The 17,454-nt window shown below is 44.2% G+C and carries 11 protein-coding genes; 2 read left to right on the forward strand and 9 right to left on the reverse strand.

The genetic code is table 11. The features are described from left to right. Window positions 1-103: 103 nt before the first annotated feature. Entirely contained in the window at window positions 104-2,701 is a 2,598-nt protein-coding gene (locus ACX5KA_RS15965; RefSeq protein WP_458731638.1) for a VolA/Pla-1 family phospholipase, read from the reverse strand. A 320-nt stretch (window positions 2,702-3,021) separates the two neighbouring features. Here ACX5KA_RS15965 and ACX5KA_RS15970 point away from each other — a divergent pair, with 320 nt between their 5' ends. Beyond that, entirely contained in the window at window positions 3,022-3,765 is a 744-nt protein-coding gene (locus ACX5KA_RS15970; protein ID WP_014949464.1) for a YciK family oxidoreductase, read from the forward strand. A gap of 95 nt (window positions 3,766-3,860) precedes the next feature. Here the strand turns inward: ACX5KA_RS15970 and glnS are convergent, their stop codons facing one another. Then, window positions 3,861-5,528 (reverse strand): glutamine--tRNA ligase, encoded by a 1,668-nt coding sequence (glnS, locus tag ACX5KA_RS15975; protein ID WP_458731639.1) that lies wholly within the window; start codon window positions 5,526-5,528, stop codon window positions 3,861-3,863. Window positions 5,529-5,824: 296 nt separating this feature from the next. Between glnS and ACX5KA_RS15980 the strand changes: the two genes are divergently transcribed. Continuing rightward, window positions 5,825-6,847: a LacI family DNA-binding transcriptional regulator gene (locus ACX5KA_RS15980; RefSeq protein ID WP_458731660.1), complete on the forward strand. Its 1,023-nt coding sequence runs from the start codon at window positions 5,825-5,827 to the stop codon at window positions 6,845-6,847. A gap of 88 nt (window positions 6,848-6,935) precedes the next feature. Here ACX5KA_RS15980 and ACX5KA_RS15985 read toward each other — a convergent pair whose 3' ends face one another. The 7 genes from ACX5KA_RS15985 to ACX5KA_RS16015 form a co-directional block, all read right to left on the reverse strand. Then, a complete protein-coding gene (locus ACX5KA_RS15985; protein WP_458731640.1) occupies window positions 6,936-8,633 on the reverse strand; it encodes an alpha-amylase family glycosyl hydrolase in 1,698 nt (565 codons plus the stop codon). A gap of 1 nt (window position 8,634) precedes the next feature. Then, window positions 8,635-10,116 (reverse strand): MFS transporter, encoded by a 1,482-nt coding sequence (locus ACX5KA_RS15990; protein WP_458731641.1) that lies wholly within the window; start codon window positions 10,114-10,116, stop codon window positions 8,635-8,637. A 38-nt stretch (window positions 10,117-10,154) separates the two neighbouring features. Continuing rightward, complete coding sequence (locus ACX5KA_RS15995; RefSeq protein WP_458731642.1) at window positions 10,155-12,095, reverse strand: glycoside hydrolase family 13 protein; 1,941 nt, start codon at window positions 12,093-12,095, stop codon at window positions 10,155-10,157. A gap of 156 nt (window positions 12,096-12,251) precedes the next feature. Next, window positions 12,252-14,204, reverse strand: a complete 1,953-nt coding sequence (locus ACX5KA_RS16000) for an alpha-amylase family protein (protein ID WP_458731643.1) — start codon at window positions 14,202-14,204, stop codon at window positions 12,252-12,254. Between the two features lie 122 nt (window positions 14,205-14,326). Continuing rightward, a complete protein-coding gene (locus ACX5KA_RS16005) occupies window positions 14,327-15,223 on the reverse strand; it encodes a PEP-CTERM/exosortase system-associated acyltransferase (protein ID WP_458731644.1) in 897 nt (298 codons plus the stop codon). A gap of 96 nt (window positions 15,224-15,319) precedes the next feature. Beyond that, a complete protein-coding gene (locus ACX5KA_RS16010) occupies window positions 15,320-15,829 on the reverse strand; it encodes an RNA methyltransferase (RefSeq protein WP_039220394.1) in 510 nt (169 codons plus the stop codon). A 678-nt stretch (window positions 15,830-16,507) separates the two neighbouring features. Then, on the reverse strand, window positions 16,508-17,359 hold the full coding sequence (locus tag ACX5KA_RS16015) for a patatin-like phospholipase family protein (RefSeq protein ID WP_039220396.1): 852 nt from the start codon (window positions 17,357-17,359) through the stop codon (window positions 16,508-16,510). Window positions 17,360-17,454 lie beyond the last annotated feature (95 nt).

Consider the following 17,454-nt stretch of genomic DNA (forward strand, 5'->3'; position numbering starts at 1 on the left):
TGCCAGCTTCGCTGGGCAAACAAAAAAGCCGGCTTTTAAGCCGGCTTTAAGTCACTAAAATGTAAGCAGTTGTAACACTGCTTTTAGAACAGATTATACTTGCTTAGTTAGCAACAACACTTTCGTCAGAAATGGGAAGCGCAAGTGCGTCAGACGCAATATATCCTGCCACCTCTTTTTGCATTTCAGTGGTTACCGCCGCGCTTGCCGCTGGACTTAAGCTAGAGGCATGTGCACCGCTATTAAACTGCACAATACCGCTAATTGGGTCTGTACCAGGCCCTTGAGTAGTAGTCACTTGCTCTAGACCAATTGTAGCCGCTAACGGAAGCTGGCCAGAAAGTGGCAATGCAGTAGAAACAGGGATTACCTGGTCAGGTAAGTTTTCTGCGCTACCATCACCTACCACTGTCATCATGTGAACTGGTGTATTACTTCCTAGGGTTTGCGCATAGTTAGTAGGGTCACCAGCATCCATCACCGTTTGCGTAGCGAATGCAAATTCAGCAAATACAGCATTCACTTCAGCAGCTTGTTCTGCGGTTAGATTATCTTCAAAAATGGCAACCGCTGCAGTAAGCTGCTCTTCACTTACATCTGTTGTTTCATAAAGCTGATTGAGCAATGCAACAAAGTCTTCAGACGCTTGTGAAAGCAATAACCCTTTAATTAGAGGCCCGAATGAAGGCGACTCTAATAAGAACTGCGCTACGCCACCCCCTGGAGATTCAAGAGAAGCTTGCTTGACAGCAAACATGCCATCAAGTGCAGCTAAATCGCCGCCCATCGACGTATTTGCCACCGCGGCAAAGTTACCACCAGTGATAGCGCCTAGAGACACACCCATAATCGATACACGAGACATATCAAACTTAACGTTTTGTGCTGCAGTTGTATCTACAACAGCATTAAGGCCTAAACGTAAACCGAGTAAATCAGACACGCTTTGGCGTAGATTGTCCCGAGCCGTAGGCAAGCTGGCAAGGTTCATATAGTGAGTTGCGCTAACCGTAGTCGCGTTCAGTTCATCTGTACCGTCGCCATTAAGGTCAAAACCGCGGCTACCGTGTAATGGTTGGTCGATTGCTACTGACGCAATACCTGCTAGAGACAGAGTACCTGTGATAGCAAGCATATCTTCTTTTTGGCTGGTAATGCCGTGCGCTAGAATAACCACTGGCCAACCAGCTTCAGGCATGCTGATAGGAAAACCTAAAGCACCTGCAATTGCTGGGTCAGGAATAGTAATCTGCACGTCTAACGTTTCTGTACCCATGTTTCCGCCAGTAGGCTGTGGATATGGGTTGAATTTAGTAATGTTTCTTGCGCTATCTAACATTTCGCCGTTAATACGAACGTCAGCAAGGCCTAGTGAAGAACACATTGCTGCATTAGGACCTGGCTCTGCGTCTGCAAGTAATTCTTGAGGAGCACCAGCTAAAACAATACCGCTGTCACAAGCTGCCTTCCAGAAATCATTTACTGGAGCAAGTGGGTTCTCTGCACTTGGAACACCCAAGAAATAAGGCAATGCAATATTACCTTCATAACGTTGAGCTGCACAGAATGGACCGGCTTGCGCTAAAATGCCCGTAGAAACACCAACAGCAAATTCGTTCAGCGCACCCCACTGAGCAGAAAGTTGACCAGACGCCGTACCCGCAAGTCCTGCACAAGTTTCTAACAAGCTGAAATCAGTAGCGTCAATCGCTGCTTGAATGTTATCTGGTAGACCTTGTTTACCCTGCTCTACTGCGCCAGCTACAACAGTAGCGTTTACAAGACCAAGTGCTTCCATGGCATTAGGCGCTGCAGATACATCGCTTACCGTGATTGCAGGTAGTGCAGTTGGAGCGGACGGGTCACCGCCAGCAGCCAGTTGTGCAAAACGGCTAATCATGACCTTCTTGATGGTATCAAGCGAGTTGGCAATAGACTGTGTGGTGAAAGCTGACACGTAAGTAATGTCTTCACGGTCGAAACCCGCACCAAGCACTGGATTAACTAACGAATTAACTAAGCCTTGTAATTGAAGCTGTGCTGCACTTGATAGAGGATTAGTGTCGATGTCTTGTCTTACTGAGTCCCACGTAGTTGAACCCTGAACCGATTTGCCAGAAGAGTCTTTCAAATCAGTGGTCATTACTAACATGTAGCCCTGAGCTGCTTTTAGCGGCTTAAGAGGAACAAAAGTAATCGTGTTGCTATCAGCAAGGCTGAGTACGTAATCAACACCAAAGGTAAGTTGATCGCCAAGCTTACAACCCGCAGAAGGTGTTGTAACCTGCGCACAGTCAGGATCACTTTGGTCAAGACCTAACGTTGCTTCAAAAAGCAACACGCCAGAAGATAATGTACTTGCATCAAGCGATGCGCCGGCAGGTGTTTCTACATTAATTACAAACGGGTGTTGAGTTGACCAACCGTCTAACACGTTGAGTGCATTTTGCGGGTCAGCAAAATCTGTAGGGTCATCGACCGGAATATTCAGTGTGTAATCAAAGAAACCATCATCGCCTGGAAGCATCAGAAGGTCGTTTGGAATGTTCAAGTTCCCATTAGCTGGGTCAAAAACGATTCGTGAAAATGGTGTTTGGACTTCTGTTTCGGCCTGAATGTCGGAAAGGGTTTCATCGGAGCCACCACAGCCTGCTAGACCCAGCGCAAGGGCCACACTGGAACTTAATACGAGTTTTCTCATCTCTACTCCCTACAAGCATTGTTGTTATTCTGTGTCTAAAACTTAACTCTATTAAAAGTAGCTTGGTCTACCCTGTCTTTACAGGCGTAGATGATAGTTTTAAACATGTTAGACCAGTTGTATCTTCCTCAATCTTATTGACTTTGTTGCAACTTTGCAAAGTTTTGTTAACTACTTTTGTTAACTTTTTTTACGTTTGAAGAAATTTTCATTCATTGTTTTACTTGTGAGTCAGGCTGAGTATGATCTGGGGTTTGATTCTTAATTGGGTCTACAGGCCCCAATCATTGCGATATAAATGAACCTTTTGAAGGAAAATGATGAACGATTACAACGCACCAGCGGATTTATTGCGCGATAAAGTTATTCTTATCACCGGGGCTGGCGATGGAATTGGTGCACAAGCCGCAAAAACGTATGCTGCACATGGCGCTATTTGTATTTTATTAGGCCGCACCGTGTCTAAACTTGAAGCTGTGTACGACGATATTGTCGCAGCAGGTGGTCAAGAACCCGCCATTGTTCCTTTAGATATCAAAGGCGCAACGCCCTCTCATTATCAGCAAATGACGCAAACCATTATTGACCAGTTTGGCCGATTAGATGGTGTTCTTCACAATGCGAGTATTTTAGGCCACCTTAGTGCATTTAAAGATATTGATGCGCAAGAATGGCAAGACGTGATGCAAATTAACCTAAATGGCATGGTTTTCATGACACAAGCGCTTATTCCCGCTCTAGAGAAGGCAGAAAGTGCATCGGTTATTTTCACCACCTCTAGCGTAGGCAGAAAAGGTCGCGCATTTTGGGGAACGTACGCCGTATCAAAATTCGCAACAGAAGGCGTTATGCAGACCCTTGCTGATGAATATCGAAATAAGTCACTGCGCTTTAACTGTATTAATCCAGGTGGTACCCGCACACAAATGCGCGCTCAAGCGTTTCCAGCAGAAAACCCTGATACACTAAAAACACCTGAAGATATTATGCCTACGTATCTTTATCTTATGGGCGAAGACAGTAAGGAAACAACCGGACAGTCACTTGATTGCCAACCAAAGTAATTAACGAAAGCAATGTTCCGTTAAACGAAAAAACCGCTTAAGCAGAACTTAAGCGGTTTTTTGTTTACAGCGCATAAATGGCTAAAGGCCAGTGCCTACTCGCCCATTTTGGCCCATGTATCTCTTAGACCTACAGTGCGGTTAAAGACCGGCTTGTCGTCTGTGCTGTCTTTATCTAAACAGAAGTAGCCAGTGCGTTCAAACTGCCATGCTCCTACTTCAGGAACATTGTCTGCCAATCCGGCTTCTACCCAACCGTGTTTTACTTCCAACGAGTCAAGGTTAATCGCATCGGTAAAGTTTTCTTCCGCTGCTGGGTTAGGCACGTTAAACAAGCGGTCGTAAAGCCTAAACTCCGCTGCCTGTGCTGTTGCTGCATCCACCCAATGAATAACACCTTTAACTTTGCGGCCATCAGCCGGATCTTTACCTAGAGTATCTGCGTCATAAGTACAAAAAACGGTTGTTACATTACCATTTTCATCTTTTTCAACGCGATTAGCTTTAACCACGTAGGCGTTGCGAAGACGAACTTCTTTATCAAGCACTAAGCGCTTAAACTTCTTGTTCGCCGACTCTCGGAAGTCTTCTGCTTCTATATACACTTCGCGACTGAAGCCGATGTTACGCGTACCCATACTTTCATCGTTAGGATGATTGGGCGCAACAAGCGTTTCTGTCTGGCCTTCCTCATAATTTTCGATAACGAGCTTTATTGGATCTAGTACGGCCATTGCGCGAGGAGCATTTGCATTTAGGTCGTCGCGTATGCACGCTTCTAGCATGGACATTTCAACCATGTTGTCCATCTTAGTCACACCAATGCGTTTACAAAACTCAACGATTGAACCCGGTGTGTAGCCGCGACGGCGTAAACCTGCAATGGTAGGCATGCGTGGGTCGTCCCAGCCATGTACATGGTTTTCGTCGACTAACTGAATAAGACGACGCTTGCTTAATACCGTATATTCTAGATTAAGACGTGAGAATTCATACTGTCTTGGCGTGCAGTCGATAGAAATGTTTTCGATAACCCAATCATAAAGACGACGGTTATCCTGGAACTCTAGTGTACACAGGGAGTGCGTTATTCCCTCAATGGCGTCTGAGATACAATGTGTAAAATCGTACATTGGATACACGCACCACTTATCACCAGTTTGATGATGGTGAGCATGCTTAACGCGATAAATTACCGGGTCACGCATACACATAAATGGCGATGCCATATCAATTTTCGCACGCAGACTACACTCACCTTCTTTATATTCGCCTGCCGTCATTTTGGCAAACTCACTGAGGTTAGTTTCAACGTCTGTATCGCGATAAGGGCTATTTTGACCAGGCTCCTTAAGGGTGCCACGCATTTCGCGCATAACGTCTTGCGCTGAAAAATCTACATAGGCTAAGCCTTTTTCAATAAGTTCAACGGCGTATGCGTGTAGTTGGTCAAAGTAATTCGATGAATAGCGCGCTTCTCCGTCCCACGTAAATCCAAGCCATTGCACATCTTCCTTAATTGAATTAACGAAGGTAATGTCTTCTTTTGCAGGGTTGGTATCGTCAAAGCGTAAATTGCACGTACCTGTGTAGTCTTGAGCAATACCAAAATTCAAGCAGATAGACTTGGCGTGGCCAATGTGTAAGAAGCCATTCGGCTCTGGTGGAAACCGTGTTTTAATTGCGTCATGTAGACCACTAGACAGGTCTTTATCAATAATCTGACGGATAAAATTGGTCGGACGGTGTTCAGTCTCGGCCATTCGCTTGTTCCCCTTATGCACGTAATATTTCAAAATCTCGCTGAGTATAACACTCTCGCAATTACTTCAACCATGTTTTATTCAAAGAAGCCTGACAAGTGATTGAATTAAGAGCGATCTGCAAATACCTTCTAAAACTAAATGCCGTTATGACTTTCAAAATATAAATAAGCACTAACGAAATCGTAACTTTGCGTGGCATTTGTGCGACTGCGTCTCAAAATGCGCGCGTCATTATAAAAATATGGTAATCTAAATTCGCGACAACAAGGTCGTAGCAGCAAATCATGGTGTTTATGAAAGAAAAAGCAACCTCTTTTGACATTGCCCACTTGGCAGGTGTTTCGCAGTCGACGGTTTCGCGAGCGTTAAATAATAGCCCGCTAGTTAATCAAGAAACTAGAGATCGCGTTCAGCGTATTGCCCGGGAACTCAATTACAAAGTGGATAAAAACGCAAGTAACTTGAGAAAGCAAAAGAGCAGCACAATTGCCCTACTCTTGTTTGAAGATCCTACGTCCGATGATTCGATGATTAATCCGTTCTTCCTAGCGATGCTCGGCAGTATTACCCGCGCGTGTGCGCAAGCAAACTATGATCTGCTTGTGTCCTTCCAAAATTTAGATGATGACTGGCACGCAGAATATGAAGATTCAAATAAGGCTGACGGTATCATTCTTCTTGGGTACGGCGACTACACCGATTATCAAACCAAAGTTGCTCAGCTGGAGTCACAAGGCACTCACTTTGTTCGTTGGGGTGCACCAGATGAAGCGCACCCAGGAGTTAGTATCGGTTGTGATAACTATCAAGGTGGCCAAAGTATAACGTCACATTTAATCGGCTTGGGTAAAACTTCCTTTGCGTTTATTGGCGACAACGGCAATCACGCCCCTGAATTTAAAGCGCGTTTTAACGGTTATTTTGAAACACTTCAATCTCATGGGCTTGACCAGTCAAGTGTTCAACGCAATGCTATTTCGACCGAGGACGCGGGGTCAGACGCGGTGAAATCATTGCTGCAAAGTGGCGAACTTCCCCAAGCAATTGTCTGCGCATCAGACCTTATTGCAATGGGCGTGCTGAGAGCGCTGCGCCAGGCAAAGGTGAATGTGCCTGATGATGTAGCCGTGGTTGGCTATGACAATATTGCGGTTTCGGCCTACACCACGCCTTCGCTCACCACTGTTCAGCAAAATACCAAACTGGCGGGTGAGCTATTGGTAAACACCTTATTAAAAGCCATTAACAACGAAGACGTTCAGGATTATTTAATGCCTGCGGATATTATTATTAGGCAGTCATGTGGCAGTGAGTAAGCGTGCGCAAATTACACGCTAGAAACTAAACAAAAAGCCCCGGGCGTTAAACAACCACGGGGCTTTTTTATTGGGCGTTAAACACGTTTTATTGACGCGCCAACTGATGCTTAATTTGAGAAAGTAACGCACTGTTACTTACTTGACCTTCGCGCACCCATACCTGAACGCCATTGGGCTCAACCGTTGCGGTTAACGCGTCACCGAATTCTACTGTTTGCGTATCTCCAGATAATTGTTCCGTCCAGTCGCCCGACTGCATAAAGTCACTAACCTCAAAAGATTGTGCGGCACTTCCCTTATTAAGTAATACAAGCGCAGTCTGCTGTGTGTCTGCAGTATCAACGACGCGATAAAACGCCGCTTGATGACCGTCAAGTTCAACGTTGACTTGAACACCGCGCTGCAGTGCTATCGTGTTTTTACGCACATTGGCAATTTTTGTTAGCTCCTGTTGAATAGGATGTGTCTTGGCTTGGTCTAGGCGCTCTTGGCCAACATAGTTACGATTGCCAGCATGTTCTGCCGTACCGCGCATGAAGCCAATTTCGGATCCCATGTATACAACCGGAATGCCTCTTACTGTAAACAACCAATTATGCGCATTAATAAAGCCTTCATCAGTGGCATTAATGCGCGCCATATCGTGGTTATCGTAGAACGTAGTTAATTCATATGGATTGTTATATGGCCCGTGCGTAAGATGAAGCACCGTTTCTAAGTCAGCAAAATCACTCTCTAGCGGCTTTTCAAATACATTCACCATGGCCTTTTGCATAGGAAAGTCTAATACGCTGATGCCCCCATTTTTCGGTAACGTATGTTGGGCAATGTTGTTCGCCTCATAGTCAAATGCTTCGCCAAACATAAAAAAGTCAGGGTTTTGCTCGCGTATACGATCTGACGCTTCACGCCAAAACGCATGAGGCACATGCCTGATTGTATCTATTCTAAATGCATCAGCACCTTGAGAAATCCAATACAAATAGCTGTTGATGAGATAATCGCGTACGGCAGGGTTTTCGTCATCTAGATTAGAAAGCTTTACTAAATCTGGATAGTTGTGAAAAAAACTATGAAGCGGGTTGTTTTCAGGGTCAAGCTCTTCAGGCGCCAAGTTTTGATGATCAGCAACCAGATTTCCATCACTGTCATATATTTCCCCGTAGCCGGGTAAGTCCTTTTCCATGGTGAAGCTTGGTGTGCCGTGATTTGCCACAATATCAAACACGGACTTAAGGCCATGCTGACGCATTTTCGCCGTATAGTCACTAACGCTTAAATTGGCGCTAACCAGATGCTCGTCAGCTTTATAGAAATTCGTTGCCCAATAGCCGTGATAACCGGTTTTACCACCGTCTTTAAAGGCACCGCCATAAGTAATGGGTTCATCGCCATTAAACGCATAGTCTGGGTTATCGTGGACAGGCGTCATCCATACTGCCGTGAACCCCATTTCCTTAATATATTCGGCGTTGTTTAAGATACCCTGTAAATCACCGCCCATGTAACCCACATAGGCTTTCTTACCATCAGGACCTTCTAAGGGCAGTTGCCACGTAGGGTGATCGCCTCCCTGCTCTTCATGATTGTTCGAAGGGTCGCCGTCTACAAAGCGATCTGTCACAACAAAGTACACCGCTTCGCTAGCAAATGGCGTAGTGGTACCCACGATAGCGTGGCTGTTTTCTTGTATATCGTTAGATGAAGGAACAGATGTACTCGAGCAGGCTGAGCAAAATAAACCAGCTAACGTTAATGCGATTGTTGTACGATTAAATGACATATTAAGCTCCCTGCGCTTCTTCAATTTCTTGCTTATCGGCCTCGTTCACGAAGAAAACTGAAACCGCACCAATTAACATAGAAACTCCGGCAACAACGATAATGTACTTTGCGTCGTTGTCGAAAATAGAACTTAGGATCCAGCCAGCAGTTAGGCCTGATACAATTTGAGGGGCGGCAACGGTAAAGTTGAAGATACCCATATAAACACCCGTTTTATTTGCAGGTAACGCACCAGCTAACATAGCGTAAGGCATAGCAAGAATGGCAGCCCACGCAATACCTACGCCTACCATAGGGATTAACAGCTTCACTGCGCCCAAAGGTACTGTTACTTCTGTAATCAGTAAGTTTACGTTGATCATCGTCAGGTCTTGGAATAACAAGAAGCTTACGTAGCTCAGGCCACCTAGCGCTAAAGACGAAGCGTAAACCGTTTTGCGACCAAACTTGTCAGCAAGTTTTGCCAAGAAAATAGAAAAAATAGCAGCAAATACCGAATACGCAGCAAATAGAATCCCTACCCAATCACCAGCAGCTCCCTTGGCCATGATGATGGTTTCAGGCACCATCGGGGCTGCAGCAATATAAGCTGGGTCAAACCACTGCTTATCTACATTCCATATATGTTGCGTAATAGCAGGTGTGGTATATACCCACATTATAAAGAGCGCAAACCACGAGAAAAACTGCACAACGGCCAGTTGTTTCATCGTCTTTGGCATATCTTTTACTAACGTGAAAAACTCACTTAAGCGTTGTCCTAGCGGTGCTTTAGGCGCTTTTTCAGTTGCAGGCTGCTCTTCAGTAAGCCCTTTATAGCGGTTGTATTCATCTGGTGCGTATTCTTTGGTACGAACTACCGTCCAAATGACCGTACCAAGCAGTACTGTAGCGCCAATGTAGAAAGCCCAAACAACAGAAGGTGCAACCTCACCCATTTGTGCCGTATTTTCAAGGCCAATAACATTGGTAAGTACAAATGGCAGTATTGAGCCGATAACTGCGCCTATATTAATCAGTAACGACTGAATCGAATAGCCAACATTACGTTGTGACGGCGGTACCATGTCTGACACCAATGAGCGAAACGGCTGAAAACATACGTTAAACGACGCGTCCATCAGTGCAACCATTAACGCGCCCATTACCATAGGTGTCAAGAAGGCAACAAATATCGGCGCATTAGGCAGTAAAATCATACCCAATACTGCGGCGATTGCACCAGCAAGGATGAACGGGCGGCGTCGACCTAATCGATTCCACGTTCTATCAGATGCTGAGCCAACAATTGGTTGAACGATTAACCCCATGATTGGCGCGACGAGCCAAAATAGTGATAGCGAGTGAAGGTCTGCCCCTAAGTCTGAAAGGATCCGACTTACGTTTGCGTTTTGCAGTGCAAAACCGAATTGAACACCTAGAAAGCCAAAGCTGACGTTCCATATTTGCCAGAAAGAAAGGCGTGGTTGAGTTGCTTGCATACTTTGCTCTATTTATTGTTTTACTATAGTTAATACGATTACTGCACAATGAAAACACTAGCAGACATTGCTGGTAATCTTAAGGTATCCGTCGTCTTAAAAGATATCCCATCGCTAACTCGTGTTAACGTCTGGTGTGTGCTTAGCACCTCTGCATACTTGTTTAGAGGCAGGTCCACTGGCTTTTTATTTAAGATGACCAATATTTTATCAGACTGATGAGTATTTGATTTATCTGCACCACTGCCTGAATCGACATTTGCCTCTCGAATATAGGTATAAACCCCATTCTCCGGTGCAAAATGCTTCAACAGGCCTTTAAACTGCAAAGGGTGTGATTTACGCAGTTGAAGTAACCCCTTCACACGCTGCTGTGCCCAACGCTCATCATCCGTTAGACCGTGCCCGGTAAAAGCGTTTTTGTCATTGTCCGAAGGCCACCCGCCTGGAAAGTCAGAACGAATAATACCGTGGTCTTCACTGCCTTCGTTACCCATCAAAATTTCTGTACCGTAAAAAACTTGTGGAATACCGCGCGTAGTGAGCAATAGCGTCATAGCCATATTCCATTTGTCTTTATCATGACCGAGCTGAGTAAAAATGCGGCTCATATCGTGGTTATCAGGAAAGATGACCAAATTATTCGGGTCGCCATACAAAAAGTCAGTAGCTAAGGTTTCGTAAACAGAGATGAAGCCAGAATTCCAGCTTTCGTCATTGCTCAACGCTTTCACAACTGCGGCTTGAAGCGGGAAATCCATAACCGATGGTAGTGCGCTATCGTAATCATCGTGGCGGTGGCTACCCGCCTGCCAATATGCCGTGATTGCGGGGTTAACTGACCACTCTTCCCCTACTATATTGAAATTCGGGTACTCGTCCATTATGCGGTTTGTCCATTGGCTCAAAAACGCCTTATCAGGATAGGAGTACGTATCCACCCGTATTCCACTTAGCCCAGCGCTTTCAACCCACCAAATCGCGTTTTGAATAAGGTAGTTCGCTAAATGCGGATTGCGCTGATTTAAGTCCGGCATGGTTGGAACAAACCAACCATCGCTAAACCCTTTTATATCGCTCGCTACGGCGTGAGGGTCGTGAAGAACTTCACGCTTGTGGGTTGTCCCTACAAATTTACCGTTGTTATTGATCCAGTCGTGTGACGGCGTATCTTTCATCCATAAATGATTACTGCCTATATGGTTAAGTACCATATCCATTATAATGCCAAGACCCTTTGATTTAGCTTCAGTACTTAACGCGATAAAATCGTCATTGGAACCAAATCTAGGGTCTATTTTGTAGTAATCCGTGGTGGAATAGCCATGATAACTGTATTTATCCATGGCATTTTCGAGCATGGGCATTGTCCATATTTGAGTAAAGCCCATATCCTGAATGTAGTTGAGGTTATCAACAATACCTTGAATGTCACCACCGTGGCGACCACCTTTGAATGAACGGTCTGCGGGATCGCCATAACCCTTAACATTATCATTTTCCACATTACCATTGGCATATCTGTCGGGGGCAATAAGATAAATAGCATCTTGAGGCCCAAAGCCTTCGCGCGACGCTGAGCCTTGTGCTCTTTTTTCTAACGTGTAAGTTAAATCACGGGTCGTACCATCGCTGTCAGTAAGCCTGATAACGAGTTCCTGGGCACTAACATTCGACGTGTCTAGCGTTACGAATAGATAGTTCTCACTATCAAGGGCTTGGCTATGCTTAACGCTTACATCGCCTTTCGCTATTGAAACCGTGTCATCGGCAACATCATCACCATAAAGCATCAACTCTACATTGCTGTTTTGCATACCAACCCACCAATTCGGCGGGTAAACATCAATGCCACTGTTTGCAGATGATTGAACTGAGAACAAAGGAAATGTAGTAATACAGCTGAGAAGAAGCGGAATTGCGCGCTTTTGAATTTTTATATGACCACTGTCATTCGTTACACGATTACGTTTTGGCACATCAACCCCATGTTAAAAATACGTTAAGTACAAGATGGTGATGAGATACTACCTTGCCCGCCCGATCTGACCAATGCTCTGCATACGTATTCACGAAACACCATGTAAAAAAACATGGTGTTTCGCGTTAACTCAGCAGCATGTGATAAGACCTATTTAAAAGGCGAATACTTTAGTCTCAAGCCCTTCCAATGAGAACGAAGCGTTGTAGTTAATGCCCTCTTTTTCTAGTGTTATGCCTTCATGTGAAAGCATAGGCGCTAGCGTAATCCGATCGCTGTCCTTACCGAAAACATTTGAAGGAACAACAAGTTTTATTGCACCTGTAGGCTTATCGTTAAAATTAGCCACAACCACAAATCCGTGCTCACCTTGCGCGCGCACAAAAGCAAATTGCTGCTCAGTATAGGCTGAATCCTTCACATCAAGATTAAGCGCGTGTAGGCTTTGATATTCACCTGTAACTGCAGGGTTTGTAGCAGCAATAGCCATCACGTCTTGGTAAAATTGGTGAAGTGCTTTTTCATCTTCGGTAGATTTCCCTGCATCAAACTTCCCGTCGTTCATAAAACGCTGATGGGCAGGAACGCCTACATAATCGAAAATTGATGTACGTGTTGGATCTCCAAAACCAGTCTCTTCGCTGCCGTCTTCACCCACATCTTGACCAAAATACAACAGCGTAGGCGAACTGCTAATAAGCGCACTCACTGCAAGCGCGGGTTTACCTTTCTTGGCACTACCAGCAAAGTCGGGGCTGGCGATACGTTGCTCGTCGTGATTTTCTAAAAAATGAAGCATATGCGGGGCGATATCATTGATTTCATCATGAATAGTAACCAGTTTGCTTACTTCTCCACTCCCCTGCATAATCGTTTTTAATGTGTCATAAAAACCCACCTTGTCGTAAAGGTAGTCCATTTTGCCTTGGTGGATATACTCGCGATACTTATCTGGTTGATAAACTTCCGCTAGTAAGAACGCATTAGGTGCCTTTTGTTTAATACTGCTATTTAGAAACGACCAAAACTCAACAGGCACCATTTCGGCCATATCGTAGCGGAAACCGTCGACACCTTTATCTATCCAATAATGTGCTATATCTCTGAATTTATACCACGAATCTGGTACGTCTTTTCCTTGCCAAAATGCGGCATGTACTTCAAAGGACTTGTCACTGTATTCTTCAGGTAAAACTGGAAAGTCGTAAGTGCCGTCAGGCTTCACGCCATAGTTCACTTTTACGGTCTCGTACCAGTCGTTTATATCTGGTTTCGAAGCTCTAGCACCGTTGCCTGTCCATTTTGCTGGAAACTCTTCGAACTTTCCGTCAGATAGTGGATGCTTTTCACCACCTAGAGGTTGATAGTTATCAGCTGTGGGCACTTGAAACGCTTCACCTACTACATAGTAAAAGTTGTTATCACGGGCGTATTCAACAGACGTGTCGTCGTGCGCGCCGAAATCACTCACACCTTCAGGTGCAGAAAGTGAATGGTAATCACGGGCAACATGATTAGGCACGATATCGATAATAACCTTCATTCCCGCTGCGTGAGTCCTGGCAATTAGCGCTTCAAATTCTTCTAAACGCTTGGCTGGGTCATCGGCTAGGTCCGGATTAACGTTGTAGTAATCTTTAACTGCGTAGGGAGAGCCCGCTCTGCCTTTCACTACATCTGGGTCGTCGTTTGAAATACCAAAATCAGTGTAGTCATTAATCACCGCATGGTGCGGCACACCGGTATACCAGATATGACTAGTTCCCAAGGATTTTATGGCCTTTAGCGCTTCGGGAGTAAAATCACTAAATTTACCTACCCCATTTTGCTCAATAGTGCCCCAAGGCTGGTTATTGGTATTCGTGTTTCCAAACAAGCGAGTAAAAACTTGATAAACAACAGGTTTACCTTGCCTTTCAGCCGAATCGTTTAGCGTTGAACTTTCGTCGCTTTGACCAAATGGTTTCAGGCTAGCGTCTTTGATCACCGTTTTTTGATTATTCACTGGAGAGGTCGGCCCTGTACACGCTGTTAATCCAATTGACAGCATAGCAATTGACAAGGGTTTAAGACAAAAACGAAATTGGAAATTTGGCATGGTAATCATTGTGATAAACGGAAATTATGCCAACAGGATACGCGTTAACTGGATGTTAAAAAACATGCATACGTATTCAAACATAAAAAAACCGCCTGACGAGGCGGCTTAGTATTCCAGATAGCATGGTGTCATGCTGCATGGGCTATGCGAAGCGGTTTTCGAGTATGCTCAATGGTGGGAACGGCCACATCGCCAATAGCTTGTAACGCACTATTTAGTTCCGAATGAATCTTTCTGTGAAAACCTTTTAGTGGTTTTGCTAAATCATCAAGCAGTACATGCGGTGACAATCTATATGGCATACGTTTGCCATTGAATTCAATAGCTTCACCTACTGGATTAAAATGAATACCGAATGCCTTCATTCTCCTTGCTAACTTAGGCTCCATTAGCACATAGGCATGCTTAACGTTTAAATGAAGGCACACACTCGTTGCCATTAAGTACAGCGCAATTGAAAGATAGGGAAAATGCTCAACGTTAAATGGAACATTTTTCTTTTGTTTAACTTTTTCAATTTTTTCAGAGGGTAGGATTTTAGAGCGTAACTGTCGCACTCTAAATTCTCTCGGTATTGCAAGGCGAGAGATTTCACAGACGCTTTGTGGAGACAAGTTTGAAGGTAGCAATGTACCATCGCCAATTACTTCCGCACACTTTTCTTCTAATGGAAGTGGCAAGCCAGCTTCAGTTGGCAAGACCAACCTTATCGTGCCTGCACACTCTCCTGTTGGCAAATGCTTGATATAGCAGTTGATCGCGCGATCATCAAACTTATCTTTTTCTAATGCAGTAGCATTTTTCTGCTCGAACTTCATTTCTTCACAATACACTTTGTGTCGCGTTTTATAGCTCACCTGCTTTTCACTTTCTTCGTTAGCAATTACAAGTTCATAACGGCTAAAGAAGAAACTAGAAATACTTTCTTCGAGTGAGAAACGTTTAGGGAGCACCCTAGAAAATGTTTGTGGTAGTCGACTCAGTTTGTTAGACACGGCGCCATTAAACGCTCTAACTGCGCTCATTGTTCTCATCTTCAACGCAAAGTTCCCCTGATTTAATTTATTATTAGGCTTGTGGGTAACTTCCTGTTCGCAACGACAGCCTTAGTTATTTGATTTCTATTTAATCTTAGATTTATTATTGGTATCTCTACTTTGTCTGATAAGTGCATCCCCACTTACGTAATCAGACTTAGACAGACGGTCATACAGCAACACATTTGCTGTGGCCGCTAAATTCATGCATGAATAAGTAGGAACGTAGACAACATGATCGCACCAAGATAAAACGTCTTCGCCAATACTGCCATCCTCAGGACCTAGCAAGTAAAACGCATTGCTCGGGTGCTCAAATGAAGGTAGCGGTGTAGCACCCTCTACCAGTTCAACCGCTACAACTGACGCTCCTTCAGGCACTACTTCTTTTAAGTCGTCGACCCCAATGGTCGGAATGACTTTATGGAACGCTTTCGTATCAGCATTAAAATCCTTGGCGAATCGATAACGCTGACCAGTGTAAAAAACACTCGCTACACCATAGCAGCCAGCGGCTCTCAGAATAGAAGCAACGTTCACGGGATTTTTCGGGTTTACCAACCCAATTGAGATTCTTTGATTTTCTAATTGCACGTTTTATTTGTTTTTTATATTTATAATTGATACTGCCACGTCTTTCAGCATGCTTCTATGCATAAACCCAAAAAGTAGCCATAAGTATTAAGTCGCATACACAATTGTCATAACGCAATATTAGGGTACCAATAATAGCGGCCCGATTTTCGGGCACGAACAGCGCCAATATTAAGCGCTAGAAAGTATTGTTTTTATGATATTTTTAAGAACGTCCGCTTATCAGCAAACGAATGTTACATATCATCAATATTTTTCGGCCCGGATTACCCTTGTGTATAAGATCTTATAACTTTACCTGGTCTATTTCAGCAAAATACAGACCAATTCCATGAAAATTTTGCAAGGCAAATGCAAAGTTTACACGGCATTTATCAAATTTTTATTAAAGTTAATAAGTATCAATTAGTTATAAACACTATAAAAGAATTCTTTTTTGTTGCTGTTGTAATAGTAAGATGTTGTGCGTTTTCTTTAAGGTGATCGAGCAACGAATGTGTGCGGAGCGATAACACAAACGTAGATAACTTGCCAAAATTGTGTAGCCAATTTGAAACACCGTAGGCCATTGAGATATTGAGTTTTAACATCTTTAAACAAAAAAGCTTGGATAAATCCAAGCTTTTAAGTGACACTGTTGCTTAACTACTACACGTGTAGTGAGGTGTTATGGTAAGTTCACGCCGATTTCTGATTTGCGACAGAATAAATAGCTTTTATATAGCGTCTTGCCATACGTCGACCCTGGCCATAACCTCTGAGTAGCTTTTTCTTATCCATGGTAAGACGTTTTACACAGAAAGCTTCGTCTGGCGCGATTACCCTTATAGTGCAGTCGGCTGGTGGATTATTTAAAAAGTCGAGCGTTTCATTGTAAATGGCTGCGCGCTGAAGCATCTTTGCAAGGATCGCAGGCTGGTTCCCATACATCTTTTGCATTAACCAGGTTGATTTTACTTCGGGCTTGGTGAATCCAAGTGGTTGAGAAAGTATCACGGTAATATCTCGTGCGCCCATATTGTAAGCTTTAATGGCAGGTATTGCATCTGCAACGCCGCCATCAAGATAGCGCGTACCGTTTATTATTATTTCATCCCTATATGCGGTGGGCAACGCACAAGAAGCTACCATCAAGTCATCGACATTATCCTTGGTGGCCTGTATATATTCACACTCACCTGACTCGGCATTTGTTACCCCTACGTACAAAGGCATGCTGCTCTTTTCCCCAGGCGCGGGAATATTCATGGACTGTTTAGAGTGATGCCATAGCCAATGGACATCTGTCATGTGCCCCCCCTTTATGAATCGAAGGGGGCTGAAAAATTCGCGCTTCGTTGCATATTGGGTAATGATGGTCTTGCTTAATCCATGCATTTTTGAGACGTAAGTCGATAAGTTTGTCGCCCCAGCGGAAACGCCTAATGTGAAATCAAAAGGGTAATAATCTTGCTCCATGAATTTGTCTAGTACGCCAGCCGCAAATATTCCGCGCATCGCGCCACCCTCTACAACTAATGCACTTTTCATCCGCCCTCTCCTTGTAAACACGTTGACAATTATCTGGTATGACCACTATCGATACCCGCTATCCTACAGGAATATCAAGAGGTGTGCCAAAAAGA

This window comes from Alteromonas alvinellae (assembly GCF_902705805.1).